The organism is Brevundimonas sp. RM1 (assembly GCF_052907225.1).
In genome coordinates, this window is sequence record NZ_JBRERY010000002.1 from 26994 (window position 1) to 41806 (window position 14813).

Here is a 14813-nt window from a genome sequence, read left to right on the forward strand (position 1 = left end):
CGTTGATAAGTCACGTCTTCGTCAGAGATATTATCGAAGCTTATTCGATAATGGAACGCACCACCGCGACCAGTTGATCGCGGGCCACGGTCTGCTGCCCCGGACGCTCGGCCTTCCAGGCGTTATTGTCCGTGATGGCGGCGGCGCGGGCGCGTCCGGCGTCCAGATCCTTGATCGTCACCTGGCCTGTGGCGATCTCGTCTCCGCCCAGGATGACGGCGGCCGGGGCCCCGCGACGGTCGGCGTATTTCATCTGCGCCTTCATGCCCGCCCGGCCCAGATAGAGCTCGGCCGGAACGCCCGCCGCGCGCAGTTCGGACACGGCGTCGAGATAGTGCTGCATGTCGTCCTCGGAGAAGACGATGGCCACCACCGGCCCGCGCGTCTCGTCTTCGGCGCCGCGTCCGGCTGCGCGCAGGGCCGAGGCCAGACGCGACACGCCGAACGAGAAACCCGTCGCCGGGGTCGACTGGCCGGTGAAACGCGACACCAGGTCGTCATAGCGCCCGCCGCCGCCGATCGAGCCGAAACGCACTGCGCGCCCCTTCTCGTCCTTGGTGTCCAGCAGCAGTTCGGCCTCGAACACCGCGCCGGTGTAGTATTCCAGCCCGCGCACAATGGTCGGGTCGAAGCGCACGTCGTCCTGCGACACGCCCATGGCGTTCAGGGCGCGGTCGATGGCGGCCAGCTCCTTCAGCGCCTCTTCGCCCGCCGCGCCCAAGGCCGCGCCGGACACGGCGTCCAGCACGCCCGCGCGGCTGAGCCCCGGCGTCTCGGCTGAAGCCAGGAACGCCTCGATCGCCCCGATCACCGAGGCGGGCAGGTTCGCCCCCTTGGTATAGTCGCCGGACTCGTCCAGACGGCCCTCGCCCAGCAGCAGGCGCACGCCCTCGACGCCTAGGCGGTCGTATTTGTCCACCGCGCGCAGGGCCGTCAGCCGCTGCACAGGATCGGTGATCCCGCCCGCGTCGAACAGGCCGTCGAACAGCTTGCGGTTGGAGACGCGGATCACCGCCTGCCCGGCCGCCAGACCCGCGGCGCGCAGGCCCTCGCAGCCCATGGCGATGATCTCGGCGTCGGCCTCGGGTCGGTCGGAGCCGACCGTGTCGGCGTCGCACTGCCAGAACTCGCGGAAGCGGCCCGGCCCCGGCTTCTCATTGCGCCACACCGGCCCATAGGCGTAGCGGCGGAACGGCTTGGGCAGGGTCTCCCAGTTCTGGGCGGCGAAACGGGCCAGCGGCGCCGTGTGGTCGTAGCGCAGAGCCATCCACTGATCGTCGTCGTCCTGAAGCGCGAAGACGCCCTCGTTCGGGCGGTCGGCGTCCGGCAGGAACTTGCCCAGCGCATCGGCGTATTCGAACGCCGGAGTCTCCAGCGCCTCGAAGCCCCAGCGCTCATAGACCTCGGACACGCGCGCGACGATGCGGCGCTCGGCGGTCAGGTCGCGGCCGCGACGGTCGGCGAACCCGCGCGGGGCGCGAGCTTCGGGGCGGTTGGAGGCTTCGTCGGTCATGAAGCGGCGATTAAGCCATCAGTTCCGTCGCCGCAACTCGCCGCCGCCCCTTCCCGCTCAGGCCGTACGGCGCAGGGGCAGACCGCGTCCATAGCTCAGACGCCGCCACAGCCACTCCAACGGCCCCATGGTGAACTTCGACAGCCACAGCGGCGACCAGATCAGCTGCAGCGCCCACACGCCCACGACGATGGCCCACTGCATCGGATAGTCGACCTGGCCGAACAGGCGCGGCCCCCACGGCATGTAGAAGATCGTCGTCATGATCAGGGTCTGGGTCAGATAGTTGGTGAAGGCCATCCGCCCCACCGGCGCCAACGCCTTGCGCAGCCAACCCACGCCGCGCGTCGTCGCCAGGATCAGCGCCGAAGCGTAGGCTAGGGTGATGATCAGCGGATAGGACTCCGCCACAGCGGCCCATCCGCCCGTCCCCTCCGCAACCGGCCCGACCTGAAGCTCGCGCCATTGCAGCACGCCCAGAAGAGTCAGCACCGTCGCCCCGCCGGCGATCAGCGCCAGATAGATCCACGTCGGAACCCGGCCGTGGAAGAAGCCGGCCTTGAACAGGCCCATCCCCAGCATCATCAACGGCACGATCGAGAAGACATACATCAACAAGCTCGCAGTCGTTGCGAAACCCCAGGCCTTCAGGTTCTGCAGCATCGCCCCCGCCCAGCCGCTCTGATAGGCGGCGATCGCATCAGCGACCGCGGTGTCGGATACGCTTTCGTTCAGGCCGGCCATAACCTCCGGGAAGTGAACCATGGCCAGTACAAAGGCCGCCTGCAAGGTCGCCAGAAACACTGTGGCGCCCGCGCCGATCCAGATCAGCGACTTGGCCGACATGGATCGCATCAACATCACGAACAGCCCCGACCATGCGTAGAGCAGCAGGATGTCGCCGTACCAGAAGGCCGCACCATGAATCAGGCCGAACAGGGCCAGGAACATCAGGCGACGGCGTAGAACGCGCCCCTTCGCCTCATCACCGCGCTCGCCGCCGACCAGGAAGATGGACACGCCGAACAGCATGGAGAACAGGGTCACGAACTTCTGGGTGAAGAAGACGTCGACGACCCACTGCGCCACGCCCGACGCGCCCGGCACGGCGGGAAAGGGCGACTGCTCCGGCGCCATGTCCAGAGCTTCCAGCGGCAAGGAGAAGAAGGCGGCATTGACCGCTAGGATTCCGAGAACCGCCGCGCCGCGCAGCACGTCCAGCGTCACGACCCGCTGATCCGCCGCCACCGGCTTCGGCTGAACCGTCTCGACCTGATCCCTCATGCTCGCCCCTGTTCTGGTGAAGAGGTCGAGGCTTAGTCGGGACGGCCGCTTCGCTTCACGTTAAATCCCCGTAACGTCCCGTTCGGCCAGGACGCCCATGCGGTTCTTGACGACGGGCGCCGGGACAAAGCCCAGATAGGCCACGCACAGCCCCCCCCACAGGGCGTAGCTGACCCCCATCATGACCGCCAGCGGAAGGCCGCCGACGCCATAGATCAGCAGGGCCGTCTCGATCGCGCCCAGGCCCTGAACCAGGCTCTGCGAGGCGGCGCCCGCCAGACCCGCCATGACCACGGCCATGATCGTCTGCATCGCCGCCGCCAGCAGGCCGCCGAACACGGTGAAGCGGCACACCACGCCCAGTCGCGTCGACGGGCGCCCGGTCTTGCCGTGGCTGTCGAGCAGCAGCCACAGCCCCGCCGGCGCCGCGATCAGTCCGACGGCCAGCATCACCAGCCGCCAGTCCGTATCCACGCCCGACCACCAGTTCTCGGGCGGCCAGATGAACAGGGTCAGGATCACCGGCGGCCAGGCCGCCGCCGCCAGGGCGGCCGGAACCAGAGCGCCCGCGCCGCGCCGCGGCGCAACGCGCTTCAGGCCCGGAAGAGAAGGAAAAGCGACGGCCATCAGCGGGTCGGCACCGGCGTCTCGCCGGAATAGTCGTAGAAGCCGCGCCCGCTCTTCTTGCCCAGCCAGCCGGCCTCGACATATTTCACCAGCAGCGGACAGGGCCGGTATTTGCTGTCGGCCAGGCCATCATACAGCACGTTCATGATCGCGAGGGCCACGTCCAGGCCCATGAAGTCGGCCAGCTCCAGCGGCCCCATCGGATGATTGGCGCCCAGCTTCAGCGCCTTGTCGATCGAGACCACGTCGCCGACGCCTTCATACAGCACATAGACCGCCTCGTTCATCATCGGCACCAGGATGCGGTTGACGATGAAGGCGGGGAAGTCCTCGGACTCCGTGATGATCTTGCCCAGGCTCTCGGCGAAGGCGACCGCCGTCTCGAAGGTCGAGGCCGAGGTGGCGATGCCGCGCACCAGTTCGACCAGTTTCATCGTCGGCGCCGGCTTCATGAAGTGCAGGCCGATGAAGCGCTCAGGCCGATCCGTGACCGAGGCCAGGCGGGTGATGGAGATCGAAGAGGTGTTGGACGCCAGCAGCGTATCGGGCCCCAGAAGCGGCGTCAGCTCGGCGAAGACGTCCTTCTTGACCGCTTCCTCCTCGGACGCGGCCTCGATGATCAGATCCGCCTCAGCCGCTTCGGCCAGGGTTTTCACGCCGGTGATGCGCTGAAGCGCGGCCTGGGCCTCCGCCTCGCTCGACAGACCGCGCGCCGCGCGCCGCGCCAGGCTGGCCGCGATCTCGCCCAGGGCCAGGGTCACGCGATCCGACGCGATGTCGTACAGCTTCACCTCATAGCCGCCGGCGGCCACCACCTGAGCGATGCCCGAACCCATTTGCCCGGCGCCGATGACGGCGACTGTCCTGATCGTGGTCATGAATTACGCGTAAAATCCGGTCCGCTAGGGAACCCATCCTCGGCACCTTAGGAGCCCGTTCGCGCCACGCAAGGGCGGAAATGGAGGCCGAACGCCGAATCCCTCGCCCCCGTGGCCCGCATTCAACGGCGCCCCGTCTCGCCCGCCTTAGCCCAGCGACATGATAAGCATGGGCGCGACCGTCCGATTGAACAGCACGCTCAGGAACTGCAGCGCCAGCAAGGCGATGATCGGCGTGATGTCGATGCCGCCCAGCGACGGCACCACCCGCTGGAGCGGTCCCAGGATCGGCCGCGTCACCGTATCCAGCACATAGGCGATCTGGCCCACGAAGCGATTGCGCGGATTGATCACGTCGAAGGCGAACAGCCAGCTCAGGATCGCCGAGGCGATGATGCACCAGATCATCAAGGTGACGACGGCGTTCACCAGCCAGACAAGGGCGAAACCCATGTGAAACTCCTGCTTCGTTCACGCCGCTTCTAGCGGCCCCGCCGCGGATCGCCAAGGATTCGTGCGCGGCCCGTTGACACGCCCCCCTGGACGCTTCTATGTCCCGCCCCTGCCTGTCGGTCGGGGCCGTAGCTCAGTTGGTAGAGCGCGTCGTTCGCAATGACGAGGTCAGGGGTTCGACTCCCCTCGGCTCCACCAAGGCATCTCTGCGAAATCATTACGTGAGCCAGCCCTCCAGGGCGACCGCCTCTGCGCCTCAATTTTCGCGGTAGAAGTTGCAGTACCAGTCGACGAAGCGTGCGACGCCCTCCTCCACGGGGGTCGACGGGGCGTAGTCGAGAGCGGCCAGGGTGTCGGTCACGTCGGCTTCGGTGTCGGCCACGTCGCCGTCCTGCATGGGCATCAGGTTCAGCTTGGCCTTGCGGCCCAGCTTGGTCTCCAGCACTTCGATGTAGCGCATCAGCGGCACGGGACGGCCCGCGCCCAGGTTCAGGATGCGCCAGGGCGCGACGCCGCTGGTCGCCGGATTGGGGGCGGTCGCATCCCACGCCGGATCGATCGCGGCGGGACGGTCCAGAGCGGCGATCACGCCGGTGACGATGTCGTCGACATAGGTGAAGTCGCGGCTCATCCGTCCCTCGCCATACACGTCGATCGGCTCGTCCTTCAGGATGGCGCGGGTGAATTTGAACAGGGCCATGTCCGGGCGGCCCCACGGCCCGTAGACGGTGAAGAAGCGCAGCCCCGTCGCCGGAAAGCCGAACAGGTGGGCGTAGGAATGGGCCATGGCCTCATTAGCCAGCTTGGTCGCCGCATAGACGGTCAGCGGATGATCGGCGGGCTGGCGCACTGAGAACGGCAGGGCGCGGTTGGCCCCGAACACCGAACTGGTCGAGGCGAAGACCAGGTTGGCCGCCTCGACCGCGCGGCAGCCTTCCAGGATGCTGAGGAAGCCGACGACGTTGGAATCGACATAGGTCTCGGGCGCTTCCAGGCTGTAGCGCACGCCCGCCTGGGCGGCGAGATGGACCACCCGGCGCGGCTGGTGCTCGGCGAACAGGGCGGCGACGCCGTCGCGGTCGGCCAGGTCCAGCGTGTGATGGCGATAGTTCGGATAGGCCTCAAGCTGGGCCAGGCGCGCCTGCTTCAGCGCCGGATCGTAATAGGCGTTGAGGTTGTCCAGGCCGATGACGCGCTCGCCCCGCTCCAGCAGACGCCGGGCGGTGTGGAAGCCGATGAAGCCGGCGGAGCCGGTGACCAGGACGGGATCGCTCATGATCGGCTGCGATAAACGGTCGCGCGGCCGGACGCCAGCGCCCGCCTAGGGCAAGGCCTCCGCCACGGCGGGCGACGGCGCCAACAGCTGGGCCGAGATGTTCAGCCCGACGCCCGCGATCAGACAGGCCGCCGCCGCCAACAGCACCAGGCGCGCCGCCTTCGCGCCCGGCGCCAGGGGGCGGGCGAACAGCAGGACCAGCAGCGCGATCAAGGCCAGGGCGCCCGGCATGTCCATCCCGACGCCCAGGAAGACGAAATGGCCAATCCCCAGCAGCCAGGCGCCGCCCAGCACGGTCGCCACAGCGACGGGCAGAAGGCCGAGCGGCCGCGTCAGGTCGGGGTCGATCAAAGCCGCCAGGGCCGCTGCCGTCGCGGCCAGCAACACCGGCCAGACGAACAGCAGGGCCGCTTCGGGCGCTGCGCCCTGCAAGGCGCAACCAAAGACGAAGATCAGGGCGATCAGACCCAGCCAGCCGCCCCATGCCGAACGCTCGGCGCGCCCTGGCCATAGCGACAGGATGATAGCGGCCACGCCCAGACCCAGCATCACCGGACTGAACCCGCCGACCAGCAGGACGACGGCGGTCAAGACGGCGAACGCCCCGCCGATTACGCGCGGCCGCGCCCGGCGCGCGCCGGTCAGCAGGACCAAGGCCAGGGCGATGATCGCCAGCGTCGCCCCCGCCTCCATCCACGGCAGGCGGCGCAGCAGGGTGTAGTAGACGTCCGGCGAATCGGCGCGGCTCGACAGCGGCCCGGCCAGCAGGCGCGTCGCCTGCACCAAGATCACGCCCCCGGTCAGGAACCACAGCCCGTCCAATACGCCCAGGCCGACCTGCCCCGCCGTCAGTCCCGCCCGGCGCCGCGCCCGCCAGGCGGCGAAACCGCCCAACGCCGCCGTCAGGGCCAACAGCACCCAGCCGGTTCCTTGCGCATAGGCGATCATCCAGCGGCCGAAGACGTCTGAGTAGACCAGGTTCTCGCCCTTGGCCGGCAGGCTGGACGCGCGCGCCAACGCATCCGCCGCTTCCAACGCCTGGGAGCCCAGATGCTGGACCGCGCCCCGATCCAGGTTGGCGGGCGTGGCGTTGGCCGAATGGTACTGATCCGGGCGGCCGATGAAGGCCAGGTTCAACCCGCCGATCCCCCGGTCCTTGGGCACGGTGAAATCGGTGCCGTTGGGCATCCGCTCATACATGAAAGCGGCGATGGAGGTGGCGGTGGTCCCGCCGTCGGCCCTGGCCGCCGCACGACGGAACAGCTGCACGGTCGGCCCGGCCTCGCGCCCGGTCTCGAACATGGCGGCGCGGCCGCCGCCGCCGCGCGCCTCGAGGTTCACCACCGCCCCGATGCGATCGCGCAGTGGATGGCCGCCGAAGAAGACCCGCGCCCCGTCCAGACCCAGCTCCTCGGCGTCGGTCAGCAGGACGACCAGATCACGCTCGACCGGACCGCGCGCCTTGATCGCCCGCACCGTTTCCAGAATGGCGGCGACCCCGGCGGAATCGTCGGCTGCGCCGGGCGAGCCGACCACGGTGTCATAGTGGGCCATCAGCATGACGGCGGGCTGGCTGCGGTCTTTTCCGGGCAGGACGCCGATCAGATTGACCGCCTGATTGTTCGCCGCCGCCGGATCGCCGCCCGCGCGCGCCAGCCGCTTGACCGAGGCGGGCGACAACGGCCCCGCCTGCTTGCTGACCTCCAGCCCCAGCTGCGTCAACCGAACGCTCAGATAGGCGCGGACCCGCGCGTGCTCGGGCGAACCGACCGGGTGCGGCGCGCGGGCGATCTGTTCGATGTCGGTCATGGCCCGCGCGGCCGAGAAGGCGACGGCGGGCGCGTCCGCCGCGCGCGGCTTCGGCGCCTGGGTGGTCCACACCGCCAGCAAGAAGGCGAGCGTCAGCGATCCGAACAGCAAGGCCAGCCGCATGTGAGATCCTCCCCGATCCGTCCGGCAATAGGACCAAGCTGGGCCGCAATGGCAAGAGGGCGGCGACAGGTCTCCCCGCCGCCGCCCTCCGATGCGATCCGCCGTGAAAGGCTTAGAAGCGCTTCGACAGCTCCACGCCGTACATGCGCGGTTCGTTGACGAAGGCCGTCAGGTTGTTGAAGTCGATGGCGCCGATGACATTGGCTTCGTCCGTGATGTTGCGGACGTAGACGGCCGCCTCGAGACCTTGGTTCAGGTCGCGCCAGCCCGCACGCAGGCCGCCTTCGAAGTTGGTGTCCTGACGGAACTCGACCGCCTCATAGAGGAACAGGTTGAAGTCCTTCTGCATCACCCAGTCGGTCGAGGCGAACAGCTCCTGAGCGTCGCCGATGGGGCGGACGTAGGACAGGGTCAGGTTGGCCGAATACTCCGGCGCCTGGGGGAAGGGGTTGCCGTCGATGTTGGCGCGGTCATTGGCGCCGACCTTCACGATCGGATCGGTGATGGTGCACAGGTGGTTGCCGCAGATGGCGACCAGCAGATCCTTGTCCTTGATCTCGGTGTGGTTCCACGCCACGCCGCCGGCCAGGGTGAAGCCCGCGCCCAGATAGACGTCGCCGTCGATCTCCAGACCGTAGCCCTGACCCTTGTCGGCGTTGATCAGGCGGTTGGAGTTGTCGATGCCGCCGATGGCCGTGAACTGCATGTCCTTGACGTCATACAGATAGGCGGTGGCGTTCAGGCGGGCGCGGCCGTCCCACAGGCGGGCCTTGAAACCGGCCTCATAGGACATGACGGTTTCCGAATCCGCCGTGGTCAGAACCGGCAGGTTGCGGCCCTGGATCGACGGGCCGCGATAGCCGCTGGCCACGCGGGCGAACAGGTTCAGGCTGTCGTTGACTTCGTACAGGGCGCTCACGTCCCAGCTGACCTGCTCGTCGCCGACCGAGACCTTGCCCTCGGCGCCGGCCGGCGTGCCGACCAGAAGGCGGCCGTGATAGTCGCGGCTGTCGTCGGTGTAGCGCAGGCCGCCGGTCAGCTTCAGAGCCTCCGTGACCTGATAGTTGGCCTGACCGAAGACCGACCAGGAGTCCGACTTCTGCACGATGTCCGTGACCTTGGTCGGCATGACGCCGCCGACGCCGTCAAAGCCGCCCGACACCAGGTTGATGCGCTCGTCCCAATAGAAGGCGCCGACCTGCCAGCCCAGACGGCCCGCGCCGTTCGAGGTCAGGCGCAGCTCATAGGTGTTCTGCAGCAGGTCGCTGGACAGGGTGCCGGACTCGACCGCGAACGGGGTCTTGTAGCCGGCGCCGGCCGGCGCGCCCTTCGAGACGCCGCCGTCGATGTCGCCATTGCCCTGCGACCAGCCCTGGAAGGAGCCGACCACGCCGGTCAGGGTCGCGGGACCGAAGTCATAGGCGACCTGCAGCGACTGCGAGGTGGTCTTCTGCTTCTGGAAGTTGTTGCGCCCGCCGTCATACCAGACCGTGTCGCGGTCGAAGTTGTCGTTCAGCTTGTTCGAGCCCTTGGTCAGGACGTTGGCCCGGTTCATCGTGCCCGTGCCCACATAGTCGCGCGCCTGCAGGGTCAGCAGGGTCGACAGGCGGTCGGTCGGGGTCCAGGCGACGTGGATGCGGCCCGCCACATCGTCGAAATAGCCCAGATCCTTGCCGTCCTTCTTGGCGAAGGGGGCGTCATAAGCGTTGTTGATCCAGTCGTCGCGGTGGTTCCACAGGGCGGCGACGCGCACCGACAGGGTGTCCGACGCCGGCAGGGTCACGGCCGCCTCCGCGCGGGTCGAACCGTAGTTTCCGTAGGTCAGCGAGCCGAAGCCGGTGAACTCGTCGCCGGGCTTGGTCGTGTCGATCTTGATGACGCCCGCCGGGGTGTTGCGGCCGAACAGGGTGCCCTGCGGCCCGCGCAGCACTTCCAGCTGCTTCACGTCGAACAGGGGGAAGCCCTTCAGATAGACGCTTTCCAGAACCAGCTCATCCATCACCATCGACACCGGCTGCGAGGCCGTGAAGTCGAAGTCCACATTGCCCAGGCCGCGGATGTAGAAGCGCGGGGCGTAGCGGCCGTTGGAGCTTTCGACCTGCAGGCTGGGCACGCGGCCCGACAGCTGCAGGATGTCGCCGCCGCCGGCGTTCACGGCGTTCAGCGTCTCGGTGTTCATCGCCGTGACGGCGAAGGGCACGTCGCGGATGCTTTCGCTGCGACGCTGGGCGGTGACGACGATGTCGCCGACAGCGGCGGCCTGTTCGACCTGGACATCGGCGGATTGCGCCAGGGCCGGCGTGGAAAGCAGCAGGGCCAGACCGCTGGCGGAGGCGGCGAGAACCGAGAGACGCGTCATCGAGATATCCCCTTCTTGATGATCTTGGGCGGGTGAATCGCCGCAGCCCCTAGGCCTGAAGCGCCGTCGGTTCCAGCACCGAAGCGCCCTTCACCGTGAACCTTTCGCGACAGGGACACAGGCCGGAACAAACCGCCGTTCGTTTCACATATGAGACACCCCTCAAGTTGTGCAGTGCAACCCGCCGTGCCATGCAGATCGGCTGCGTCGTCTCCCGCAGGGTCGCGCACCGGAGACTTTCAGATGACCTTCGCCTTCCCCTCCCGTCGCCGCTTCTTGGGCGCCGCAGCCGTGTTGCCGCTGATCGGCGGCGCCCTGCCCGCCTTTGGTCAGACTCGCGAAAGCGCCGTCGTCGGCCGCGTCCTGGCCATGTCCGACCTGCACTCCGCCTATGAGCGCAGCGCCCAGTTGCTGGCCGCCCTGCGCGCCGCGGTCCGCAGCCGGCCGGTTCCGCATCTGATCGCGATCGACGGCGACATCTTCGAGCACGGCAACGTCGTCTCGGTGCGGTCCGAAGGCGCGATCGACTGGGCCTTCCTGGCCGCCCTGCCCGCCATCGCCCCGACGGTGGTCAATCTGGGCAACCACGACAACGATCTGACGCCGGACCTGCATGAGGTGGTCGCGCGGATGCGCGGCCTGGGGATCACCGTCATCAGCAACATCGTCGACGCGCGAACCGGTCAGCCCTATGCGCCGGCGGCGACTGAACTGGCCTTCGGCGATCGACGGCTGCGCATCATCGGCTTCGGCACGAACGCGCTGAACACCTATCCCAAGGCCAGCCGCGACTGGCTGTCGATCCCCGAGCCGAGCGAATGGGCGAACGCTCAGCTGCCGACCCTGACGGACGACGCGGACCTGACCCTGGTGATGAGCCACGCCGGGGTGGCGGGCGATCGTGGGATGCTGTCCGCCCTGCCCGACGGCGCCCTGATGATCGGCGGGCACAACCACCTGCTGTTCCAGGAGAAGCTGGGGCGCGGCCTCTACGCCCACACCGGATCGTGGAGCAACGCCTATACGGCGGCCGACTATCTCAGCGACGGAAGCGTCCGGGCGCAGTCGCGCACCGTCGCCCTGGACGGCCCCGCCGACCCGGCCCTGGCCGTCCTGATCCGCAAGACGCTGGACCGGCATCTGACCGATCAGGAGCGCGCCGTCCTCGGGACCAGTTCGACCTCCCTGTCGCTGGGCGACACCGGCCGCGCCGTCGCCGCAACCTTCGCCCGCTTCGCCGGGGCCCAGGCGGGCTTCATCGGCCACACCACCCTGGGCACGGGCCTGGCCGCCGGTCCGGTCAGTCGCTACGCCTTCGACGCCGTGGTGCGCTTCGACGGCAAGCTGATGGCCGCCGAGGTGCCCGCCGCGCGCCTGGCCGAACTGACCGCCCTGGCCAATCAGGACCGGGTCATGCCCTTCGCACGCCGCACCGGGGACTTCGTCTATGGCGCAGTCGAAGGCGGCGAACAGCGCGAGACGGTCCGCATCGTCACCACCGACTGGTGCGCCCTGAACCAGCATGAGTATTTCGGCGTCACGGACCTGGCCTTCGCCGAGGTTCCCGGCCCCGGCGTCAAGGCCGTCGCCGCCCAGGGCCTGCTGTCAGTCGCCTGACGGTTCAGGCGGCGCGGCGCGCGGCGGCCGCGCTTTTCACATAGAGGCCCTTGCGCCCGGCCACCGGGCGGAAGGCCACGCTGTCGCCGTCCGGCCGTTCGGCGTGGCCCAGGAACAGGCAGCCGTCGTCAACCATCCGCCGCTCCAGCCCGTCCAGCACCCGGGCGCGACGCTCCGGCGCCATGTCGCCCAGGACGTTGCGGCAGAAGACCACATCGAACCGACCCTCATCCGTCGGCTCATCCAGCAGATTGGCGCGCGTGAAGGCGATGGCGGCGCGCAACTCGGGCCGCGCGCGCCACTGGTCGTCGACCTGTTCGAACCAGCGCAGCATGGCGCGCGCCGACAGGCCGCGCTGAATCTCGAACGAGGTGTAGAGGCCCGACATGGCCTTCTCGATCGCCTGACGCGACAGGTCCGTGGCCTCTATCTCGACCCGAGCCCCCGCCTCCAGGGCGGCGATGGCCAGGGAATAGGCCTCCTGCCCGGTCGAGGCGCCGGCGCACCAGATGCGCACACGGCCGCCCGGCCGCGCCGCCGTCAGGGCGGGCAGCAGTTCGCGCTCCATCACCTCAAAGGCCGTGCGGTCGCGCCGGAACCAGGTCTCGCCGTTCAACAGGGCCTCGATCACGCTCCAGCCCAGGGAAGCGACCGGGCGGCTCCACAGACTGGTCAGCATGGCCTCGACGTTGTGATAGCCTTCGCGCCGCGCCACAGGCCCCAGCCGGTGCTCGGCCAGCTGCATCCGGTCTCGGGTCAGCCGGAAGCCGGCGCGGGACGCCAGCAGGGTCTGAAGACGATCAAAATCCTCCGGCGTCATGACGGCGACTGCACCACTCCCACTTCGGCGAGCTTGGCTTGCAGGATCTCGCCGTCGAAGGGCTTCATAACATATTCGTCGGCCCCTGCGGACAGGGCTTCGGCGATTCGGTCGGCCCGCGTCTCGACTGAGCAGAACAGAACCTTGGGCGCGCGCCCCTCCGGCAGATCGCGCAGACGACGCAGGAAGGCCAGGCCGTCCATCACCGGCATCTGCCAGTCCAGCAGCACCACCTGCGGCATGGCGGCCTGGCAATAGTCCAGCGCCTCGGCGCCGTCGGCCGCCTCGGCCACGTCGAAGGACAGATCCTCCAGGATGCGGCGCGCCACCTTGCGGATGATGCGGCTGTCATCCACGATCAGACAGGTTCTGGGGTCCACTGGGTCGTTTCCCGTTTTGCGCGAGATCGAAATCACGCTCTCGCCATAGTCGTTCAGGCGGGTTAACGGAGCGTTGGATCGACGAACGCGGTTTGCTCATTAGCGCCCGGCAGACGCGCCATCAAGGCCACGCGGCCCTCTTCGGTCGCCAGGTCCAGCCGTCCGCCCGCCTCGCGCGCCGTCAGCCACAGCCAGTAGGGCTGGATCCACTGGCCCGCCAGACCCTCGGTCAGCCGCTCGCCCTTCAGGCCGACCACGGCCTCGGGCTTGAGCCGGGCGCGTGCGCCCTCGGCCGAACCGACCAGGAACAGTTGGTCCCCTTCGCGGCGGACCGTCACCACCGCGGCCCCGCCCATCGGCAGGGCCGAAACGGTCAGATAGGCCAGGTTGATCAGGGCGCGAGCCTGAATCTTGGTGAAGGTTTCCTCGCCGACGCGCCAGTCCAGCGTGGCGCGCCCGCCGTCGGTCAGGCCCGCGACCAGACCGTGCAGTTCGGCGCCGGAGAACTGTTCGCTGCTGGTCGCCGCGCCGAAGGCCACGCGCGCGAAATGCACCAGGGCCACCATCTTGGCCGCGCTCTGACGGATCAGGCCCAAGGCGTCGTCGCGCATGTCCTGAGCGGTGGGGTCGTCCAGCAGGTCCAGGCCCGACATCACCGCGCCCGCCGGGCTGATGAAGTCGTGGCACAGCTTGGCGGCGATGAAGGCGGCCAGTTCGGCGCCGTCCACAGGCAGATCGGCGGCGGATAGGGAGGCGGGGTCGTCGGAAACGGTCATGATGCCAAGGCGCGGCGCGCAGGTTTTCAAAAAGGTTAAGGCCAAGGTGGCCTGATTTGCCGGTTCGTTAAACCGGCCGCATGGTCTATCGAGCGCTTCATGACCGTCTCCGCCTACGCCGACCTCGAAACCGACCTCGCCTCCGGCCGCCTGGCCGAGGTCATCGCCGACATCGCCGAGGAGGCCGCGCGCCTGATCCTGCCCTACTGGCGGGCCGACACGGCCGTGGAGACCAAGGCCGACGCCAGCCCCGTCACCGAGGCCGACCGCGCCGCCGAAACCCTGATCCTGAGCCGCCTGGCCGAACACTGGCCCCAGGTCGAGGCCGTGGCCGAAGAGGCGGTCGCCGCCGACGGCGCCCCGCCGTCGGTCGGCGCATGGTTCTGGCTGATCGACCCGCTGGACGGCACCAAGGGCTTTGTGCAGGGGCGCGAGAGCTATTCGGTCAATATCGCCCTGATCCGCCACGACGCGCCCGTAGCCGGCGTGGTGACGGCTCCGGCCCTGGGGATCAGCTGGCGCTCGGCCGCGCCGGGTCAGGGGGCCCTTCGCCGCGCCTTCGGCGAGCCCTGGCGGCCGATCCGGGTGCGCGAACGCCCGGCCGACGCCGTCGCCCTGGTCAGCCACAGCATCAGCGAAGACGACGCCCGACGCCTGGCCGCCCGCAACGGCTGCATCCAGTGGCAGGGCATGGATTCCTCGCTGAAGTTCTGCCTGATCGCCGAGGGCCGCTTCGACGCCTATCCGCGCACCGGCCCTACCAGCGAATGGGACACCGCCGCCGGCCAGGCCGTGCTGGAGGCGGCTGGCGGCCGCGTCCTGGCCGAGGACGGCCGTCCCCTGGCCTATGGCAAGCCCAGCTTCCTCAACGGCCCCTTCTCCGCCATCGGCGCCTGAG

The 14813-nt window shown here is 68.7% G+C and carries 13 protein-coding genes and 1 tRNA gene; 3 read left to right on the forward strand and 11 right to left on the reverse strand.

Annotated features, from left to right (window positions below; translation table 11 throughout):
- Positions 1-40: 40 nt before the first annotated feature.
- From hisS to ACU5AP_RS02070, 5 genes are all read right to left on the reverse strand, one after another.
- Complete coding sequence (gene hisS / locus ACU5AP_RS02050) at positions 41-1513, reverse strand: histidine--tRNA ligase (protein ID WP_128719279.1); 1473 nt, start codon at positions 1511-1513, stop codon at positions 41-43.
- A gap of 57 nt (positions 1514-1570) precedes the next feature.
- Positions 1571-2797, reverse strand: coding sequence for a DUF418 domain-containing protein (locus tag ACU5AP_RS02055; RefSeq protein WP_046653098.1), 1227 nt, complete (start codon positions 2795-2797; stop codon positions 1571-1573).
- A 60-nt stretch (positions 2798-2857) separates the two neighbouring features.
- Complete coding sequence (locus tag ACU5AP_RS02060) at positions 2858-3424, reverse strand: hypothetical protein (protein WP_223850643.1); 567 nt, start codon at positions 3422-3424, stop codon at positions 2858-2860.
- Positions 3424-4302, reverse strand: a complete 879-nt coding sequence (locus tag ACU5AP_RS02065; protein WP_312122960.1) for a 3-hydroxybutyryl-CoA dehydrogenase — start codon at positions 4300-4302, stop codon at positions 3424-3426. Before ACU5AP_RS02065 ends, ACU5AP_RS02060 begins: the two co-directional genes overlap by 1 nt.
- Positions 4303-4449: 147 nt before the next feature.
- The gene (locus ACU5AP_RS02070; protein WP_046653094.1) at positions 4450-4755 is read right to left on the reverse strand and encodes a YggT family protein; all 306 of its coding nucleotides are present in this window, start codon (positions 4753-4755) and stop codon (positions 4450-4452) included.
- Positions 4756-4877: 122 nt separating this feature from the next.
- Here ACU5AP_RS02070 and ACU5AP_RS02075 point away from each other — a divergent pair.
- Positions 4878-4953: transfer RNA gene (locus tag ACU5AP_RS02075), tRNA-Ala, on the forward strand.
- 58 nt (positions 4954-5011) lie between these two features.
- On the opposite strand, the gene ACU5AP_RS02080 is transcribed toward ACU5AP_RS02075, so the two are convergent.
- The 3 genes from ACU5AP_RS02080 to ACU5AP_RS02090 all read right to left on the reverse strand — a co-directional run bounded on the left by ACU5AP_RS02080 (position 5012) and on the right by ACU5AP_RS02090 (position 10322).
- On the reverse strand, positions 5012-6031 hold the full coding sequence (locus ACU5AP_RS02080) for an NAD-dependent epimerase (RefSeq protein ID WP_446680734.1): 1020 nt from the start codon (positions 6029-6031) through the stop codon (positions 5012-5014).
- Positions 6032-6076: 45 nt separating this feature from the next.
- A complete protein-coding gene (locus tag ACU5AP_RS02085) occupies positions 6077-7963 on the reverse strand; it encodes a M20/M25/M40 family metallo-hydrolase (RefSeq protein WP_446680735.1) in 1887 nt (628 codons plus the stop codon).
- Between the two features lie 112 nt (positions 7964-8075).
- A complete protein-coding gene (locus ACU5AP_RS02090; protein WP_128719275.1) occupies positions 8076-10322 on the reverse strand; it encodes a TonB-dependent receptor in 2247 nt (748 codons plus the stop codon).
- A 243-nt stretch (positions 10323-10565) separates the two neighbouring features.
- Between ACU5AP_RS02090 and ACU5AP_RS02095 the strand changes: the two genes are divergently transcribed.
- A complete protein-coding gene (locus tag ACU5AP_RS02095; RefSeq protein ID WP_128719274.1) occupies positions 10566-11939 on the forward strand; it encodes a metallophosphoesterase in 1374 nt (457 codons plus the stop codon).
- Positions 11940-11943: 4 nt separating this feature from the next.
- Here the strand turns inward: ACU5AP_RS02095 and ACU5AP_RS02100 are convergent, their stop codons facing one another.
- From ACU5AP_RS02100 to chpT, 3 genes are all read right to left on the reverse strand, one after another.
- Entirely contained in the window at positions 11944-12759 is an 816-nt protein-coding gene (locus ACU5AP_RS02100) for a CheR family methyltransferase (RefSeq protein WP_128719273.1), read from the reverse strand.
- The gene (locus tag ACU5AP_RS02105; protein ID WP_003166687.1) at positions 12756-13139 is read right to left on the reverse strand and encodes a response regulator; all 384 of its coding nucleotides are present in this window, start codon (positions 13137-13139) and stop codon (positions 12756-12758) included. The genes ACU5AP_RS02100 and ACU5AP_RS02105 overlap by 4 nt, the downstream gene beginning before the upstream one ends.
- Before the next feature lie 62 nt (positions 13140-13201).
- Positions 13202-13915 carry a histidine phosphotransferase ChpT gene (chpT, locus tag ACU5AP_RS02110; RefSeq protein WP_050796775.1) on the reverse strand — a complete coding sequence of 238 codons (714 nt, stop codon included), beginning with the start codon at positions 13913-13915 and terminating at the stop codon, positions 13202-13204.
- Between the two features lie 99 nt (positions 13916-14014).
- Here chpT and cysQ point away from each other — a divergent pair, with 99 nt between their 5' ends.
- On the forward strand, positions 14015-14812 hold the full coding sequence (gene cysQ, locus ACU5AP_RS02115; protein ID WP_128719272.1) for a 3'(2'),5'-bisphosphate nucleotidase CysQ: 798 nt from the start codon (positions 14015-14017) through the stop codon (positions 14810-14812).
- Position 14813: the final 1 nt, after the last annotated feature.

Coding starts and splice junctions, on each gene's coding strand:
- hisS (WP_128719279.1), bottom strand. CDS start 1,513: ATGACCGACGAAGCCTCCAACCGCCCCGAAGCTCGCGCCCCGCGCGGG.
- ACU5AP_RS02055 (WP_046653098.1), bottom strand. CDS start 2,797: ATGAGGGATCAGGTCGAGACGGTTCAGCCGAAGCCGGTGGCGGCGGAT.
- ACU5AP_RS02060 (WP_223850643.1), bottom strand. CDS start 3,424: ATGGCCGTCGCTTTTCCTTCTCTTCCGGGCCTGAAGCGCGTTGCGCCG.
- ACU5AP_RS02065 (WP_312122960.1), bottom strand. CDS start 4,302: ATGACCACGATCAGGACAGTCGCCGTCATCGGCGCCGGGCAAATGGGT.
- ACU5AP_RS02070 (WP_046653094.1), bottom strand. CDS start 4,755: ATGGGTTTCGCCCTTGTCTGGCTGGTGAACGCCGTCGTCACCTTGATG.
- ACU5AP_RS02080 (WP_446680734.1), bottom strand. CDS start 6,031: ATGAGCGATCCCGTCCTGGTCACCGGCTCCGCCGGCTTCATCGGCTTC.
- ACU5AP_RS02085 (WP_446680735.1), bottom strand. CDS start 7,963: ATGCGGCTGGCCTTGCTGTTCGGATCGCTGACGCTCGCCTTCTTGCTG.
- ACU5AP_RS02090 (WP_128719275.1), bottom strand. CDS start 10,322: ATGACGCGTCTCTCGGTTCTCGCCGCCTCCGCCAGCGGTCTGGCCCTG.
- ACU5AP_RS02095 (WP_128719274.1), top strand. CDS start 10,566: ATGACCTTCGCCTTCCCCTCCCGTCGCCGCTTCTTGGGCGCCGCAGCC.
- ACU5AP_RS02100 (WP_128719273.1), bottom strand. CDS start 12,759: ATGACGCCGGAGGATTTTGATCGTCTTCAGACCCTGCTGGCGTCCCGC.
- chpT (WP_050796775.1), bottom strand. CDS start 13,915: ATGACCGTTTCCGACGACCCCGCCTCCCTATCCGCCGCCGATCTGCCT.
- cysQ (WP_128719272.1), top strand. CDS start 14,015: ATGACCGTCTCCGCCTACGCCGACCTCGAAACCGACCTCGCCTCCGGC.